This is a genomic window from Robertkochia solimangrovi, from assembly GCF_007279655.1.
Lineage (GTDB): Bacteria > Bacteroidota > Bacteroidia > Flavobacteriales > Flavobacteriaceae > Robertkochia > Robertkochia solimangrovi.
Window position 1 is genome coordinate 68,734 of the sequence record NZ_QKWN01000008.1, and the last position, 16,914, is coordinate 85,647.

The window sequence follows — 16,914 nt, forward strand, 5'->3', positions numbered from 1 at the left end:
CTAACTACTATTCTTTATGCTTTTATATTATAAATGCAGACCGCATTCTGTTTTAGGACTGTTGTTCCATCTTCCGCTTCGGTCTTCACCGGGTACGGTGCAATGTTTACAACCGATCGATTGATAACCCTGACTTACCAGTGGATGAAAGGGGAGTTTGTGTTCCTGGATAAAAGAATCGCGCATTTCCTTCGTTACGTCCAGAAGTGGGTAGAATTTCAGGATATCACCTCTCGTTTCAAAGATGTCCAGTGTTGAGCGGTGATCACTCTGCCATTCCATCAAACCGGATACCCAGACGGTATAATTCTTTTTGATGGCTTCCAGGGGTTTAACTTTATTGATACTGCAGCAAAACTCCGGATTCTTACTCCAGGTCTCATCTTGAGTGGTGAATTCGTGTTCCCAGGCGACAGCTCGTATCGATTTTACGGGAAGACCGTATAATTCCGTGAGTTCTTTTTTGTAATCCAGTGTTTCAGAAAAATGATAACCGGTGTCTATAAAATGAACCGGTTGTGAAATATTAGTGTTTGAAAATAAATGTAATAAGAACGCAGAGGTTGCTGCGAAGGAGCTGGTAAGCATGATCTCTTCCATTTCAAAATCCTCATAAAGTCTTGCGATGCGTTCTTCTATACTTAAATTTTTGTAAACAGCGTTCAATTTACTGATCTCTTCCTCACTAAGTATTCGTTTCCTGACCGTAAATGTACTCATAAATCTATTAGTATAGTAACCCGATAGGGTAATTAGATAGCGCAAGGTAGAAAAATATTTTAACTGCGCCTAATTATTGGTCAAATTAATTCATTTTTAGGGGTTTTGCCGCTCGGGCTCAGGGTGTTTTTATCCGGTAATTAGAGGGTGAAATAAGAGGAGAAATTAAAAGTAGCCTGGTGGTATTCATAATTTCATCGCATCAACAAACATTTTAAAAATGTAATTGCCCTGAGTGTGATCAGATTATGTAGTTCGTCGGATATTTCGATGTAAGAATGTTTGTTTATTTGTAAAAAATGTCGTACGTCGATATAATTTCATTTTTATAGGAGCTTTGTTTACTTTTCGTACAAATGCATCATTATGAATAATAAGAAAGAAAAACTCAGTTTACTTTCAGAAATGATTGCCCTGGTAAGATCCGACCATGATATCAATCAACGGGAATACGATTTTATCAATGCAATGGCTCAACACATGGAGGTAGGGCAGGAAGAACTGGAAGTATTGTTCACGAGAAAAGAAACGCCGTACACACCTCCACAGGCTGAAGCTGAAAGAATCTTACAGTTTCATCGTTTGGTGCTGTTGATGAATATGGATCAACAACAACGCCCTAATGAAATGAGAACGCTTAAAGAATTCGGTTTGCGCATGGGTTTGAATCCGGTGGCGATGGATCGGGTGCTAATGGAAATGCATTCCTATCCGGATAAAGTCCTTCCTCCGGGAGTTCTTATCAATATCTTTAAAACGTATTATAACTAATTATCAGGTATTTGCGTTCCAGGCTTTGGCCGCTTCCTTAGTATTTCTGAAAATCTGACCCGCCACACTATCTTATGACATTCTGAAGTGGTAGGTCCTGACCTTGTACTGCCTTGTCGGCAAATCCTATTACGACTTTTTATAAGATCCATTTGTTGCTTACTTAAATAAGCAGGAGTCGGATCAATACTCTTTTTGTCCGAATCGCATACTTTTTATGTCAAAATGGCGCTGCATTAGCTTTTGTAGATGACATATAGTCATGTTTTTTCACTTGGCTCACATTTTGTCTATGCAGAGGTGTAATTAAAAATCTTAAACAGTTTAACTTAAAACATATAATATTATGAGTTTGGTAAAAAGAAATTATAACAGTATTCCCTCTATTTTCGATGAATTATTCAGACCAGACTGGTTTGGAGGAATGGAGAATTTAAATAAAAATGTTCCTGCAGTAAATATTAAAGAACGCGATGGAGGTTTTGAACTTGAACTGGCCGCTCCAGGACTAAAAAAAGAAAATTTCAACATCGAAGTAGATAAGAATCTTCTAACTATTTCTTCCGAGGTTAAGAAAGAGAATGAAGCAAATTCTGAAGATGGAAAGTATAGTAGAAAAGAATTTAGTTTCAGTTCATTCAGCCGTTCCTTTACGCTGCCTGAAACTGTAAACAGCGATAAGATCAATGCTTCTTATGAAGATGGGGTTTTGAAATTGGATATTCCTAAAAAAGAGGAAGCACTTCCAAAACCAAAAAGGATGATCGAGATCGGATAATATAAGTAGAGTGATAGTTTTTTCATAGTTAAGTTTTGGTTAGTTAGTTTCTCCGGCTCCGTTTTCACGGGGCCGGAGTTCATTTATACCTTTTCCTGCAATACTTTTATCTCATCCCGTAGTCGCGCAGCTTCGATAAAATCCAGTTCTTTGGCCGCTTTTTCCATAGCTTTTCTTTTGTCCCTGATCAATTGTTCGATCTTTGGTTTTGGCAAATAGTCTACTTCGGGTTCAGCAGCCTTTCGGGCAGCTTCTTTCTCGAGTTGATAGGTGGATAATGAATTCTTAGCTAAGGCGGAATCAAGATTTTTCTTCAGGGCTTTTGGTGTGATATTGTGTGCCTTGTTATAGGCGGTTTGTTTTTCTCTACGGTAGTTGGTCTCATCGATGGTTTTCTGCATGCTCTCTGTGATCTTATCGGCATACATAATCGCCTTTCCGTTGATGTTCCTGGCAGCACGACCCACAGTTTGGGTTAATGATCTGGCGCTTCTTAGAAATCCTTCCTTATCCGCATCCAGAATCGCTACCAGAGAGACTTCGGGCAGGTCCAACCCTTCCCGCAACAGGTTAACACCGATCAGGACATCAAAGAGTCCTTTTCTGAGATCCTGCATGATCTCTACTCTTTCCAGAGTATCTACATCACTGTGGATATAACGGCATCGTACCTGGATTCTTGTCAGGTATTTGGTGAGTTCTTCTGCCATTCTTTTGGTCAGTGTAGTGACCAGTACTCTTTCGTCACTTTCCACCCGTTGCTGGATCTCCTCGATAAGGTCGTCTATCTGATTTTCACTAGGGCGAACCTCAATAATAGGGTCGAGAAGACCGGTAGGTCGTATCACCTGTTCCACATAGATTCCTCCACTCAGTTTCAATTCGTAATCGGCCGGAGTGGCACTTACATAGATCACCTGATTTTGCAGTCCTTCGAATTCTTCGAATTTCAGTGGACGGTTGTCCATGGCTGCCGGTAGTCGAAAGCCATATTCTACCAGATTTTCTTTACGGCTTCGGTCTCCTCCATACATCGCATGTACCTGAGGAATGGTCACATGGCTTTCATCAACGACCATAAGATAATCATCGGGAAAGTAATCGAGCAGACAGAAAGGGCGTGTTCCGGGGGGTCTTCCGTCCAGGTATCTCGAATAGTTTTCGATACCGCTGCAATACCCCAATTCCCGAATCATCTCCAGGTCGAAGGACGTTCTTTCTTCCAGTCTTTTGGCTTCGAGAGGTTTGCCGATCTCTTTGAAATAGTCCACTTGTTTTACCATGTCATCCTGTATCTGGTGAATGGCATTTTGCAGTACATCCGGAGACGTCACGAACATATTGGCCGGATAGATGTTCACGCGATCATATTTTTCGATCACCTTATTCGAAATTGGATCGAAGGCTTCGATCTCTTCGATCTCATCACCGAAGAAATGAATGCGGAAGGCGTCATCGGCATATCCCGGATAAATATCCACAACATCGCCTTTTACACGGAAATTACCATGATTGAAATCTGCTGTTGTACGCGAATAGAGACTTTGAACCAGTCGATGTAGCAATTTTGTTCGGGAGATCACCTGGTCGCGCTCAACAGAGATCACGTTCTTTTGGAATTCGATTGGGTTTCCGATCCCATACAGACAGGAAACTGAGGCGACTACCAGTACATCCCTTCTTCCTGATAATAAAGAAGATGTAGCGCTCAGTCGGAGTTTCTCGATCTCATCATTGATCGAAAGATCCTTTTCGATATAGGTACCCGTCACCGGGATATATGCCTCCGGTTGATAATAATCATAATAGGAAACAAAATATTCCACAGCGTTTTCGGGAAAGAATTGTTTGAATTCTGAATATAGCTGCGCCGCCAGTGTCTTATTATGTGCAAGAACCAGCGTTGGACGTTGGACCTCTTCAACCACATTGGCTACCGTAAAGGTTTTTCCGGATCCCGTAACTCCTAGAAGTGTTTGATATCGCTCTTCTGCTCGTATACCTTCAGCGAGTTCTTTGATAGCCTGAGGCTGATCTCCTGTGGGTTTGTAATCTGAGGTGATTTTAAATTGCATATAAAAACCTGGGTGTATAATTCTTAAATATAGTTGCGGATAGCGCTTGATGATCAGCGCTTCAAAGTGAAATGCCCTTTGAATTCTCTGCCGTCTTCCAACTGTACCCTGAACCAGTAATCTGAGGCTGGCAGGATATTTCCATGAAACGTTCCGTCCCAACCCGGTCCAAGCGGATCGATCTGTTTCAGTAATTTTCCATAACGATCATAGATGAATATCAGGGAGGCTGTTTGAAATTCAGCATTGATCCCCTTCAATTGCCAGTGATCATTGATCCCGTCATTGTTCGGTGTAAAGAACTTGTCATAACCGATTACTGATACGGTTTTCTCAATGGTACCACAACCATTTTTATCACGTACAAAAATAGTGATAAATCCCGGAGGAACATTTTCAAAGACATTGCTTTCCTGATAGGGACCGTCTATGGAGTATAATGCATATTCGTAGTCACCTTCTCCTTCGGTGAAAACGGTGATCGTGTTGTTTTCCGAGATGTCAAAGATCTCAGGCGGAGCACTGAACGTCGCTATGTTTGATGCGTTAATGGTAAAAAATGATTCTCCCGTGCAGGTTCTTCTCACTCCGTGATCTTCGAATTGATCGGCAACCTCGATACGGTAATCACCGGGTTCCGAAATTTGTTGATAGCGCTCATTTCCAAGCAGGTTCTCCGTGCCGTCAGGGTTGATCCTGTACCATCGGTATTCATTGTGGGTTCCGGTGATATTTACCGTTACCCTGGGTGTATTGAGACAAATCAAAGGAAGTGGTTCTTCAAGGGTCGCGTTTGGTCGCTGATCAACGATCAGGGTGATATATTCAATTGCGGTACAGGCATCGTCGGTTTCATATCTTACGTAAAGTGTCTTCTCGCTGGTCACTCGTAGTGATCCACTTAATTCACCGACTTCGAGAATAGCATCTTCCGTGTTTTCATAGAATGCAGCATACCCGCTGGTCAGATCTTGTTTTATAGCATCAAGATCGAAATCTGCTTCTTCGCTTAACGGGGCATAGAGGTCTTCACATTGAAAGAAATAGGGTATTGCAGCAGGTGCAACGGCTGTGCTGTTCGTATTTAGAACGGCAGTTCCCGTGCGGTAGCAATCACCCTGGGAGATACGATAGATGATCATCTGTGATGCCGAGGTGTTTCGATAATTTCCCGGGTTTGTGATGGGCGTATCTGCAGTCAGAGAAGTAGCGGAATCGAAAAAGTCGATCGTATATGCATCGGTTGTTCCGATCTGAGGGATAAGTTCAGTAAGGTTGAAATCGGAAAGGCCGTCAGTCGGGTTCGCATCTACATCGCATTGTATGAGTTCCAGAGCTACAGTCTGCGGCAATACATTCACCGTTACTATGGCTTCTCCGGTGATGGGGCATTCGTTGAGATCGATCGGATCGATATCCACACGGTAGATACCTTCATCTTCGCTTCCGGCTGCAACAATTTCCAGCGTATTGCCGGTTTCACTCAGCAGTTCATCATTCAGATACCATTTGTAAGTAGCATCTGTATATTCCGGAGCTTCGAGTAGATAGGAGTCATTTTCGCAGAGTTCAAGGTCGTTATTATTCAAGGTGCTGTCTTCCTGTGGAATTAGATTCACTTTGTTGAAAAAGGACTGCACAAAAGGAGGGAGTCCCTGTGTAGCTAAATGGCCAACACCCAAATATATCGCATTGTGTGTATAGGTGGCATTGGGCTGGTCTGGATTTTCGATTACGCCGAGATAATTGGTTCCTTCTGTATAATCGTTGGAGATGGTGCGGTAGATCTTGCCGTTAGGGCCGAGTTGAAGGGCACCCCGATAGATGTTTCTTCGGTCTAAAATGACACGACTTGTCGATATATTGGCAGCGTCGAGATCGTATTGTGTAAGATAGGAATCATGTGGTGGTTGAAACTGATCGTTGGATGAATGAACATACAGAAACCTGTTGTTGGGGGAGAATTCCAATCCATAAGGGAACATGACAGAACTGAGGGTCTGTCGGTTTGATACCGTTCCTGAGGTTGCATCAAAATCGAAAAGTGTAAGCCCGCTAACGGCATTGGCGGCAGCGAGTTTGGTTCCGTCAGGGGAAAATTTTAAATAGCCCCGTTGATCTTCGATAGGACTACCGCTGATCACACTTTTTACCGGATTACCGATCCCTGCACTGCTTACTTCGTATGCATAGAAAGCATTGAAATACTGATCAGAAGGACTGTTGAAGCCCATGGTCACTACCCAAAACGTCTTTTGGCGGCAATCTTTTACCACTGCCGATAGTTTTTCAGAACAATTCGCCAATAATGACTGGTTCTTGATGGTAATGGCTCCTAGTCCGTTATCAGCACTCATGTCTACCACCGAATAATTGAACCCGAAATCAGGATCGTTTTGACCCACCGATGTATCTACCGTAAAAATGTAGTAGATATTGTCAAATTCCGGTTTAGGTACGATTATGGCAGACTGGGTACTTGACACGTCTCCATAGAGATTGGTGCCGTTTAACATCACGTTATGGTTCCGGTTGTAAACGGTGGAACCATCGGTATAGAAGAGGAGGTTTCCGGAGCTGTCAGAAATGGAGGAGCAGCCCTCCAGTGTCTGAAGTTTCCCCGTACTTAGTGGTGTGACACTGCCATCTGAATTGAAGTGCAGGCCGGCATTCTCACCGAAAAACCAGTTGTTGGCTTCACCCTGACTAAAAAGCGGTAGTGAAATCAACAAACCGGTCCAAAAAAATATTGAGGAGATCAGTTTGGTCATGTCTCCTCAAATATACTATAAATCGCGTTTCTTCAGAATCAAATAAGATGAATAGACAAATATGAAGGTCCATACGAGAACAATCAGGATCTCATACCAGTGAACCCCGTAATCCTTAGAAAGTTCTTCACCTAACTGACTGGCTACCGACTGAACCGCACTCATTCGGGTGGCCGGTTCTTTAATCAGGTTGCTCATAGCATCAAGAGGAAGCAGATTGCTTACGCTGTCTGCAATATTTGCATTCGTTTTCCATCGCAGAAGCCCATAGATGATACCTTCAAAAGCTTGCCATAAGATCAGGAAACCAAGCGCAAAAGCTGATTTTTTGATGAGCATACCTAAAAACATACAAAAGGAAAAGAATCCCATCAATTTTACAAAAAAGGCGATCAGGTAATCCAATTGAGAAAATACGATGCTGAATTCGGTATAGTCGGAGTAGGCAAGTCCGAGTAACAGAGAAACTATAAATACGAAAGCCGTAGAGACTGCAGAAAAAACGATCACGGTCAAAAATTTTGACATGATAAATTCTTTCTTGCTCAAACCGTCGATTAAGTTCTGTTTGATGGTTTTGTTACTGTATTCGTTGGAGATCATCGAAACGATGATGATCGCCAGAAAAAGTTTAAAGAAGGCAGCTACATAGGTATTGAAATGCCAGATGAACGGAAAATTGAAAATTCCCTGATCGGCTAAATGGATCTGTATCTGGCCGATATCAAACTTTATAACTGAAATGAGTGCTATAGAGATAAGAAGGCAGAAATAGGCTATGATCAGAACCCGGCTGGATCTGCTGTTCCATAGTTTTATACCTTCGATTTGTAAGAGACGTATCATTGTTGAGTTGGTTTTTTAATTGGAGTGATTGTTGGTGAGTGTGAGGAACTGTTCCTCGAGGCTTTCTTTTCTTTTCACAAGATGAGAAAGAACAATTCCTTTTTCAAAGGCGATCTTATTGAATTCATCAGCTTCCAAAGGTCGACGCAGGAAGGCTTTGATTATTCCATTTTCAGCATTCACATTTGAAAATAATTCACTGTTGTTCAGGAGGGTTATCAATTCCTCTTTTTGTTCAGAGCGCAACTCGAGGAATCCGTGACTCGCAATCATTTCATCAACACGTCCGGAGTAGAGCTTAACCCCCTTTCTTAGGATCACAACATGAGAGCATACTTTTTCCACTTCATCCAGCAGGTGGGATGCCAGTAAAATAGTAGTTCCTCCTGCGGCGATCTCTTTGATCAGTTGTCGGATCTGATGAATACCCTGCGGATCCAGTCCGTTTGTTGGTTCATCGAGGATAAGGATCTCTGGATCGTTCAACAGTGCCGAAGCGATCGCAAGCCTTTGTTTCATCCCGAGGGAAAAGGTTCTGAACTTGGAATCCTTTCGGTCATAGAGTCCGACCAGTTCCAGTTTTTCGCGAATCTTCGAATCCGAAACTTCCTTGATCTTACATACGAGACGCAGGTTTTGTTCTGCAGACATATACGGATAGAAATTTGGACGTTCGATAATAGCACCTACCTTTTTAAGGGCTTCGTGAGTAGAGGTTTTACCATCGAACCAGTGAAAATCTCCGCTGGTTTTATTGACAACATTAAGTACGATTCCAAGAGTCGTTGATTTACCGCTTCCATTCGGACCCAGTATGCCGTAAACATTTCCTTTCTCGATCGTGAAAGAAAGATCGCTGACAGCGGTGAGGTATCCGAATTTTTTGGTTAAATTGTTTATGGTTAGTATTGTTTCCAAAACTTTTAAGGTTTTTGTTCGTTTATATGACGAATGTTAAAAACATTTGTTACAGAGAAAATTATTATTAAAAATAATACCTTTTAACCATGAGCGAGAAATTAATGTCCAGGAAAAAGCCTACTTACCCCGTGAACGAGCAGTTGCTGGCTTACCTGGAGCGATATAACAGAACCACTAAGATACCGATATCCTATGATGATCTGTTGCGCTTTTCCGGGTCTGTTGTCGTTTATGATGAGAATGATGAAGATACGATGTGGATACGGGTATATTATTCTGAATTTGAAAGACCTGAGATCGATTATCATCTTAAGCAGGTGTATACCCTGATCTTTTCGGATGGTAATGAGGATATCTTTCAATACCTGAATGTCGATGCGATCGATTACTGTACCTTTGGAAACTCCAAACCGTTTCGTATCAAGGTGCGAAATATTCTCAATGATAATTATACCTACCTGTATGTGAAAAAAGCAGATGCTTCCCGGGTGTACGGACTGGAGCTGGAGCATATACTTTCTCCGAACCGTATCAATTTCGTAGTCTATAATGATACGCTTATCGAAGAACACATTTCAGGAATACCCGGAGATGCCTTTATCAAGGAAGCGTTGCCGGAATGCACCGATATCCAGAAAAGTCAGATAGCAAAGGAATTCGTAAAGTTCAATGAGCGATGTATGATAAGATTGTTAGGTGATATGCGCTCCTACAATTATGTGATCATCCCTGTTCATGATTTTGACAATGTGATCTTCAGGATCAGAGCGATCGATTTCGATCAGCAGTCTTACGAAGGAAATTTCAAGGTGTATAAGCCTCAGTTTTTTAAGGAGAATTATAAGATGGTGAAAATGGTGGAAGAGAAACTGAAGCCGGCTTCCATAGAGCAGTATAAGAAAGAGGAACGTTCAGTGTTGGCAAAGAGGATCATCACCTCTAAGAAAAGGTTGCGGATCTTATTGAAATGTATGACCAGGGATCATATCAGTACCCCTAAGAATCTCGAACAGTTAAAAGGGGAATTGTATGATTATACACTTGATATGAAGTTTAAAAGATGCAGGTCGATGGGGCAGGTGCTGAAAGTTGCGCTTGATTTCGTAAAACGCAATTATGAAGATATAAGTATGAAAAGATTGATACACGGATAATACTGTTGTCAAAAAAAATGTATAGATTAGTAAAGTAAAAACCTACGAATTATGAAAAATATTACGATACTGTTACTAGTGTTCGCAGCACAGTTCAGCTTCGCTCAATCAACCGATAAGGTGGTTGATCAGTACCTCAGTGCTATGGGAGGTAAAAGTAAGCTTGAAGGTGTGAAATCAATGATTGCCTCCGTTGAGATCAATACCATGGGAGCTGACATGCAAGGAAAGGTCTGGTACAAGGACCCTAATAAACAATATTCTGAGATCACGGTTATGGGGTCCAGGATCGTTAGCGGATTCGACGGAGAAAAAGGCTGGATGATCAATCCTATGACAGGATCCTCAGCGCCGATCGATATGACCGACGATCAGATCGCGGATAGCCGTAAAAAGGGTCTGAGAGATATGATGCTCGATCTTGATGGTTATCAAACGGAGATGATCGGTGACAAATCCCTCAATGGACAAACGTATACAGCAATAGCCTTCACCGATAAGTCAACCCAAACAAAAGTAGTTAAGTATTTTGATCCGAAAACGCACCTGTTAGCATACGATGAGACCGAAAACGGTATTCTGGGTAAAGTATATGTACATTATAATGATTACAAGGATATCAACGGACTCAAAATAGCTGCTCAGCTGGATAGTTATGTGGATGGTAATTTTGAAACACCAATGATGAGTATGAAGCTCACCGATATAAAACTCAATGAAAAGATAGACGACTCCCGCTTTAAGAAGCCCGGGGTGAACTGACCTTTTGGAGCTATAAATAAAAAAGCCTGCTTTGAATCAAAGCAGGCTTTTTTAGTAGAGAATTATGTTTATTCCTTAGTCTTTTGTTCCTTGTTGAAATAGACGAGGTAATAATACATCTGTCTTTCTTCATCCCATCCTTTTTCTACAAATTTCTCTGCAGATTCCGGGTTGATGAAATCCATTTTGATCTGAATGTTGGTGTCAAGTTCGATCACGTTCTTGATCTTCTTTCTCGCTTCCGTTACCGCTTTGTTCGCGATTGGGAAATTGCTTACATCCTCGATGCTGTATTTACCTCCTTTTTCCGATTTGTAATGTTTGAATTCAGGGATCAGTTCCGGATTCTCGATCACCTCGTTGAGGAAATTGGTCTCTTCAAAAGCATCGTTTTTAGCGAAGTGATTTACGGCTCTGTTCATGAACATAACCTCTTCTTTCTTATCTTCTGCAGGTAATACAACCTCTTTGGCAAAATCCTGGCAGAATTTCAGGTATTTCTTGGTGTAGAATGCCTCATCGGTAGTCGCTTCCACAGCCAGGAATTTCTCCAGCCAGTATTTAGTGTCATAACGGTTACTGTCGATCGATAATAGTTTATAACCCTCTTCCTTCTGAGTGTTTAAGATCAGGCATCCTTTATCAAGCTTATTTACATTCACCCCCTGGCGAATGATGATCTCCAGATTGCTGTTGCTTTCCTCAAATTCCAGGAAATCATGTTTCAATTCCGATTTAAAGATACCGATGGCATCGGTCTTTTCGTTGTCGATGGAAACATCTGTAAAATGAGTCACATAAACCTCACCGCTTTTGATATGTGGATGTCCTGATTGTTCATACAGGTGAGAAGCGATACGCTTTGAATTCATGTGCGTTGTGGAAGGATCCGCAAAGATCTCAGATGCGATCTTGTACAACTCGTTATATTCCACAGCTACTTCATTGTGAAAATGCAGGTAGTTCTCTTCTTTCTCACGGAAGGGTTTAAAGAAATATTCCTTGAGAATCGCTGTGATTTCGTCATTTAGGTGATACGGAGCTTCAGAGTAGAAGGCAGGTTCACCTTTGCCCTTGTTACCGACCTTGTGGATCGATAAACTTTCAATTTGTGCAGCGTATAAATTGATCATGTGTGTTGTAAATTATTAGGTAGTTGGATACAGTTTTAGGATCAGTTCCAGTTCTCGTCAAACCCGAATTCATCATAGTCATCGACATCGAAATTGAAGTCTTCATCCTGATCTTCAAATCCTGGCAGGTCATCCCCTTCAAAATCCTTTTCCGGAGGACTGTCCGGGAGTTGTCCGTGTGCAAAGAGAAGGTCCGGATAAGTGACACCTGCTTCCTTTTCTGAAATGTCCGCAAGCTCCACAAAGAAGGTCCACATACTGAAGAAATCATATACATAAATCAGGTTTCGATTGTCTTCATTCATTTCACTTTCGATACTGGTTTCGGCCATTAGTCTGACCTCATTCCCTCCGTCACTCATATCGAATAGAGCGATCTCTTCTCCCTGTTGCCAGGTTTCGTCACTGACATAGAACGAAGCCATTTCACTTCCATCAAAACCAAACGCCTGAGCGATGGTATTGTGGAGGTCTTCCAGTGATGCATTGCCTTCAATGGCGATGTCTCTGAACACATCTTCCTCTGCATCCAGTATTATTCTGAATTTGTAAATCATCCGGTAAATTATATGGCTACAAACATACAAAAATCACCCGAAATGAGGGCATCATTTTGTAAAGCGATGCAGGGTAAAAATCATCGCACTCAACAGGAAGAAAGCGACTACCTGATGGGTAACACCCAGCCATATCGGGATGGAAAGTAACAAGGTCATCACACCGATAAGAAACTGCAGGAGTACCAGGCCTAACAGGGCTCTTACACCATTATACTGGTCTCTTGTAAGTTCGAGTTTTCGGCTTTTAAAAAATATGATCCCGATGATCAGTACCACGACATAAGCCATGGTTCGGTGAACGAACTGAACACCGCTTTTACCTTCCACAAAATTCTTCCAGACCGGTTCGAGTTCTGTATAGGCCGTAGGGTGAATGAATTTGCCTTCAGACATCATCGGCCAGAAGTTATGCACGAATCCGGCATCGAGTCCGGCCACAAAAGCACCCCAGATGATCTGGATCAGGAGAATTATCAATCCGACCCTGATCAGATTTCGGAAGCCTTTGTCGATGACATGCGACTTGTTTTTATAGATGAGATCGAGTGCAACCCACAGGGTATAAGCAAAGGTCAGAAAGGCAGTGATGAGGTGAAGCGCCAGTCGATAATGACTTACATCCGGTCGGTCGATCAATCCGGATTTTACCATATACCAGCCGATAAATCCCTGGAGTCCGCCCATACAGAGAAGAACGATCGATTTTTTGATCGTGGGAACGCTTAATTGTTTTTTGATCAGGAAATAGAGGAATGGAATCATAAAAACCACACCGATCATTCTGCCGATCAAACGGTGTAGCCATTCCCAGAAATAGATATCCTTAAAATCCTGTAATGTAAAATGCGTGTTCAGTTTCTGATATTCCGGAAATTGCTTGTAAAGGTCGAAAGCGGCCTCCCATTCGGATTCATTCATCGGAGGAAGCACTCCGCTGATCAATTTGTACTCTGAGATCGAAAGTCCGGAATGTGTTAGTCGGGTAATTCCCCCGATCACAACCATTCCGAAGATCAGGATACAACCTGATAATAACCAGTAAACGACGAATTTGTTGTCTTTTTTCATAGCATTTATAGGATTAATCCAAGGATTCTGAAGTTTAGTTTTGCCATTGGTATGGGTTGGTCATCATCTTTATTATTCGCTCTTTTCAGGGATGGTAAGTCCGAGTTTTTTGGCTCTTTCCATCATGAACTGATACGCCGACTCATAATCATTGGAGATATCACCTTCCAGAATCGCTTCTTTGATGGCATCCTTTAGAATTCCAACTTCCCGGGAAGGTTTAAGATTAAAGATCTGCATGATCTCTTCACCATCGATCGGTGGCTGGAAATTCCGTACATGATCTCTTTCTTCGACCTCTGCGAGCTTATTGCGAACTACTTTAAAATTGTTGTGGTATTTTTTATAGCGACGTGGATTTTTAGTGGTGATATCCGCTTCACACAGGGTCATCAAGTCTTCTATGTCATCTCCGGCATCAAAGATCAGGCGTCTTACGGCAGAATCGGTAACGATGTCCATGGAAAGTACGATAGGTCTTGAGCTCATCATCACCATCTTCTGTACGTATTTCATCTTCTCATTAAGTGGGAGACGTAAACGTTTAAACATACGAAAGACCATTTTGGAGCCTACGAATTCATGCCCGTGAAAGGTCCAGCCGATCTTTTTATCAAATCGCTTCGTCGGTGCTTTTCCGATATCGTGAAGCAGTGCTGCCCAACGAAGCCAAAGATTGTCGGTATTTTCTGAAATGTTATCCACTACTTCCAGAGTATGCCAGAAATTGTCTTTGTGGCGCTGACCTTCTTTCTCTTCAATACCTTGTAAAGCGGTTAGTTCAGGCATGATGATATGCAAAAGTCCGGTCTTGAATAAATGTGTGAATCCAACCGAGGGTTTCGTGCTCAGCAGAATCTTGTGGAGCTCATCCACGATGCGTTCACTGGAAATGATCTTGATTCGATCTTTATTGCGTTCAATTGCCGAAAGTGATTCCGGATGAATCTCAAAGTTTAGCTGACTTGCAAACCTTATGGCACGCATCATGCGCAAAGGGTCGTCGGAATAGGTGATATCCGGATCCAGCGGAGTTCGGATAATACCATTATTCAGGTCCTCCATCCCGTTAAAGGGGTCCAGAAGAGCGCCGAAGTTCTCTTTACTCAGTGAAAGTGCAAGGGCATTGATGGTGAAATCTCTGCGATTCTGATCATCCTCCAGCGTGCCATCTTCCACTAAAGGTTTCCGGCTATCAGATCGATAGCTTTCCTTTCTGGCACCTACGAACTCTACTTCTGTGTCTTCATTCTTGATCATGGCGGTACCATAATTCTTAAAGACAGAGATCTTGGTGGGCTTCTCCATCGAGTCTGCCACTTGTCTCGCCAGTTCGATGCCGCTTCCAACGGCAACAATATCGATATCTTTAGGGGTGTTACGTTTTAAAAAGTAATCTCTGACAAAGCCTCCGATTACGTAGGATTCCACACCAATCTGGTCCGCTGCATTTGAAATTAGCGTAAAAACAGGATCTTGTATCGCTTCTTTATAATTCATTCCATGAAATTCCTTTCGGTTTTCCCCCGTATTCGTCTGGTCGGACCGGTCTTTCCGGATCGTTTTACTTTCGTATGATCCTGACCTCTCCGTTATTTGACAGTTTAATGATACTTGAAGGAGAAGGGTTTTTTTTATCGCGGTGCAAATTTACTATATAGTCGACACCTTTTAAAATTTCCCCGCTTATTTCTGAGTATGAATGTGGTGTTGGTGCTCCGCTGATGTTTGCTGAAGTGGAGACTAACGGTCTTTTCAGCTGTCGTATCAATTTCTGACAAAAAGGATCGGAAGCAACCCGAATCGCTATGGTGTCGTCCTCTCCGATAAGGTTGGGGGCCAGGTTTAATGGCCTGTCATAGATGATGGTGGTGGGTTTGTTTGCTAATTCTATGATGTCATAGGCGGCATCAGGGACTTCATAAACATACTTCTCCAGCATTCTTAAATCTGAGACCAGACAGATCAAGGCTTTACTGTCGTCTCTTTGCTTGAGATCATAAACTTTTTTAACAGCCTCTGGGTTCGTTGCATCGCATCCGATTCCCCAGACCGTATCGGTTGGATAGAGGATGAGGGCACCGGAATTCACGGTTTTCAGGCAGTTCTCGATTTCAGTATTCATTTCCATAGATTCAGAAGATCAGATCTGTTTGCCGCAAAATTACGGTTTATTTCTCTGCAATATTCAAAAACACCGAAGCCTGTTCTAAATACCGATAATCCTCAGAATTCCTCGGTCTTGGAATTTTCTTCGGGTACCTGATCTTTTAATTCCCTGAGATACCCGGATAGTTTGCTATGAAAGAGTTCCGGTACAAAATGATCGTATAATTGGCGGCTGTGCTTCTTAAGGTCAGCAGTTTTTTGTCCTTCAAATAATTCCGGATGATATTCCTTCAGGTGCACGCTTTGATTCATGTGGTCTTCAAAAAGGCTCCATTCTTCTTTAGGTATCCACGGACTAAAGATGGAGAACGTGGGCACATTTAAAGCTTTAGCCATATTGACTGCTCCTCCTTCATTACCGATAAGTGCCTTACAGTTGCTTAATAATGCGAGGAACTTGCGTAAGGAAGGAGCGAAAAGTTCAGGCCTCAGCTTTTGAAGCGTTTTCGGGTGACAACGGTTGAGAATGTTTTCGACTTCCTCTTTTTGGGAAGGAATGTAGTTCAGCAATAAGACGGCCTCACTTTCATCCGCAAGGATATCGAGTAGTTGTGCCATATAGAGTGGTGGATAATTCTTTTTAGGCCCGCTTCCGAGGATTCCAATCATGATCAGTTGCTGGTCGTCGATGCCATGTTCCGTAAGATAAGCAGCAGCCCAGTCTTTTTCTTCCTGACTCAGGTAGATTTGTGGTCGGACATGATAAGTGTTCAGTGGTTTTTCCGGAAAAAGTGGCTCCAGTAAGCGGAGCCGGTGTTCGATGGTCAGTGCTTCCCCTGTAATTGATTTTGGATGTCTTTTAATCGTATTCGTATACAGGAAAGAACTATACCATTTGTGATAGGCGATTTTTTTTGAAGCATCGCATAACAGGGTGATGAGGTTGGTCTCTAATTTCCCGTAAACATCGATAATCACATCATATTGAGTTTTATTGAGCTTACGTATGTAGGAGATCAATGCTTTTTTATTCTTACGAAGTGCTGCATCGAACAAAAGGAGGTTATCTATATAAGGATTATGCTGCGCTACTGCAACCGTATGAGTATGGATCATATAGTCTATTTGGGCGTCCGGAAGTTGTGCTTTTATGTTGTGGCACAGAATAGTGCTGGTGAGCACATCACCGATCATTTTTTGTTGCAGAATAAGGACCTTCAAAGCTTTTGAATTTTAAATGCAAATT

At 42.2% G+C, this 16,914-nt stretch carries 15 protein-coding genes; 4 read left to right on the forward strand and 11 right to left on the reverse strand.

What is annotated here, in order from left to right:
• Nucleotides 1-27: 27 nt before the first annotated feature.
• Complete coding sequence (locus DMZ48_RS11880) at nucleotides 28-720, reverse strand: phosphoadenylyl-sulfate reductase (RefSeq protein ID WP_143955374.1); 693 nt, start codon at nucleotides 718-720, stop codon at nucleotides 28-30.
• A gap of 366 nt (nucleotides 721-1,086) precedes the next feature.
• On the opposite strand from DMZ48_RS11880, the gene DMZ48_RS11885 reads away from it, so the two are divergent.
• Both DMZ48_RS11885 and DMZ48_RS11890 read left to right on the forward strand, forming a co-directional pair.
• Nucleotides 1,087-1,491, forward strand: coding sequence for a TerB family tellurite resistance protein (locus tag DMZ48_RS11885; RefSeq protein ID WP_143955375.1), 405 nt, complete (start codon nucleotides 1,087-1,089; stop codon nucleotides 1,489-1,491).
• A 346-nt stretch (nucleotides 1,492-1,837) separates the two neighbouring features.
• Nucleotides 1,838-2,269: an Hsp20/alpha crystallin family protein gene (locus tag DMZ48_RS11890; RefSeq protein ID WP_143955376.1), complete on the forward strand. Its 432-nt coding sequence runs from the start codon at nucleotides 1,838-1,840 to the stop codon at nucleotides 2,267-2,269.
• Nucleotides 2,270-2,352: 83 nt separating this feature from the next.
• Here DMZ48_RS11890 and uvrB read toward each other — a convergent pair whose 3' ends face one another.
• From uvrB to DMZ48_RS11910, 4 genes are read right to left on the reverse strand one after another with little or no spacing between them, the layout of a single operon-like run.
• A complete protein-coding gene (gene uvrB / locus DMZ48_RS11895) occupies nucleotides 2,353-4,344 on the reverse strand; it encodes an excinuclease ABC subunit UvrB (protein WP_143955377.1) in 1,992 nt (663 codons plus the stop codon).
• Between the two features lie 53 nt (nucleotides 4,345-4,397).
• On the reverse strand, nucleotides 4,398-7,115 hold the full coding sequence (locus DMZ48_RS11900; RefSeq protein WP_143955378.1) for a T9SS type B sorting domain-containing protein: 2,718 nt from the start codon (nucleotides 7,113-7,115) through the stop codon (nucleotides 4,398-4,400).
• 15 nt (nucleotides 7,116-7,130) lie between these two features.
• Nucleotides 7,131-7,961 carry an ABC transporter permease gene (locus DMZ48_RS11905; protein WP_143955379.1) on the reverse strand — a complete coding sequence of 277 codons (831 nt, stop codon included), beginning with the start codon at nucleotides 7,959-7,961 and terminating at the stop codon, nucleotides 7,131-7,133.
• Between the two features lie 15 nt (nucleotides 7,962-7,976).
• Nucleotides 7,977-8,879, reverse strand: a complete 903-nt coding sequence (locus tag DMZ48_RS11910) for an ABC transporter ATP-binding protein (protein WP_143955380.1) — start codon at nucleotides 8,877-8,879, stop codon at nucleotides 7,977-7,979.
• An 89-nt stretch (nucleotides 8,880-8,968) separates the two neighbouring features.
• On the opposite strand from DMZ48_RS11910, the gene DMZ48_RS11915 reads away from it, so the two are divergent.
• Complete coding sequence (locus tag DMZ48_RS11915) at nucleotides 8,969-10,036, forward strand: hypothetical protein (RefSeq protein ID WP_143955381.1); 1,068 nt, start codon at nucleotides 8,969-8,971, stop codon at nucleotides 10,034-10,036.
• Between the two features lie 51 nt (nucleotides 10,037-10,087).
• Nucleotides 10,088-10,798 carry a LolA family protein gene (locus DMZ48_RS11920; protein ID WP_143955382.1) on the forward strand — a complete coding sequence of 237 codons (711 nt, stop codon included), beginning with the start codon at nucleotides 10,088-10,090 and terminating at the stop codon, nucleotides 10,796-10,798.
• 68 nt (nucleotides 10,799-10,866) lie between these two features.
• On the opposite strand, the gene DMZ48_RS11925 is transcribed toward DMZ48_RS11920, so the two are convergent.
• From DMZ48_RS11925 to DMZ48_RS11950, 6 genes are all read right to left on the reverse strand, one after another.
• Nucleotides 10,867-11,931 carry a nucleoid-associated protein gene (locus DMZ48_RS11925; RefSeq protein ID WP_143955383.1) on the reverse strand — a complete coding sequence of 355 codons (1,065 nt, stop codon included), beginning with the start codon at nucleotides 11,929-11,931 and terminating at the stop codon, nucleotides 10,867-10,869.
• Between the two features lie 41 nt (nucleotides 11,932-11,972).
• Entirely contained in the window at nucleotides 11,973-12,488 is a 516-nt protein-coding gene (locus DMZ48_RS11930) for an IS1096 element passenger TnpR family protein (protein ID WP_143955384.1), read from the reverse strand.
• 51 nt (nucleotides 12,489-12,539) lie between these two features.
• Nucleotides 12,540-13,559, reverse strand: coding sequence for a COX15/CtaA family protein (locus tag DMZ48_RS11935; protein ID WP_143955385.1), 1,020 nt, complete (start codon nucleotides 13,557-13,559; stop codon nucleotides 12,540-12,542).
• A gap of 72 nt (nucleotides 13,560-13,631) precedes the next feature.
• The gene (locus DMZ48_RS11940) at nucleotides 13,632-15,059 is read right to left on the reverse strand and encodes a CCA tRNA nucleotidyltransferase (protein ID WP_143955386.1); all 1,428 of its coding nucleotides are present in this window, start codon (nucleotides 15,057-15,059) and stop codon (nucleotides 13,632-13,634) included.
• 64 nt (nucleotides 15,060-15,123) lie between these two features.
• On the reverse strand, nucleotides 15,124-15,684 hold the full coding sequence (locus tag DMZ48_RS11945; RefSeq protein WP_143955387.1) for an L-threonylcarbamoyladenylate synthase: 561 nt from the start codon (nucleotides 15,682-15,684) through the stop codon (nucleotides 15,124-15,126).
• A 101-nt stretch (nucleotides 15,685-15,785) separates the two neighbouring features.
• Nucleotides 15,786-16,889 carry a glycosyltransferase family 9 protein gene (locus tag DMZ48_RS11950; protein WP_143955388.1) on the reverse strand — a complete coding sequence of 368 codons (1,104 nt, stop codon included), beginning with the start codon at nucleotides 16,887-16,889 and terminating at the stop codon, nucleotides 15,786-15,788.
• Between the last annotated feature and the right edge of the window lie 25 nt (nucleotides 16,890-16,914).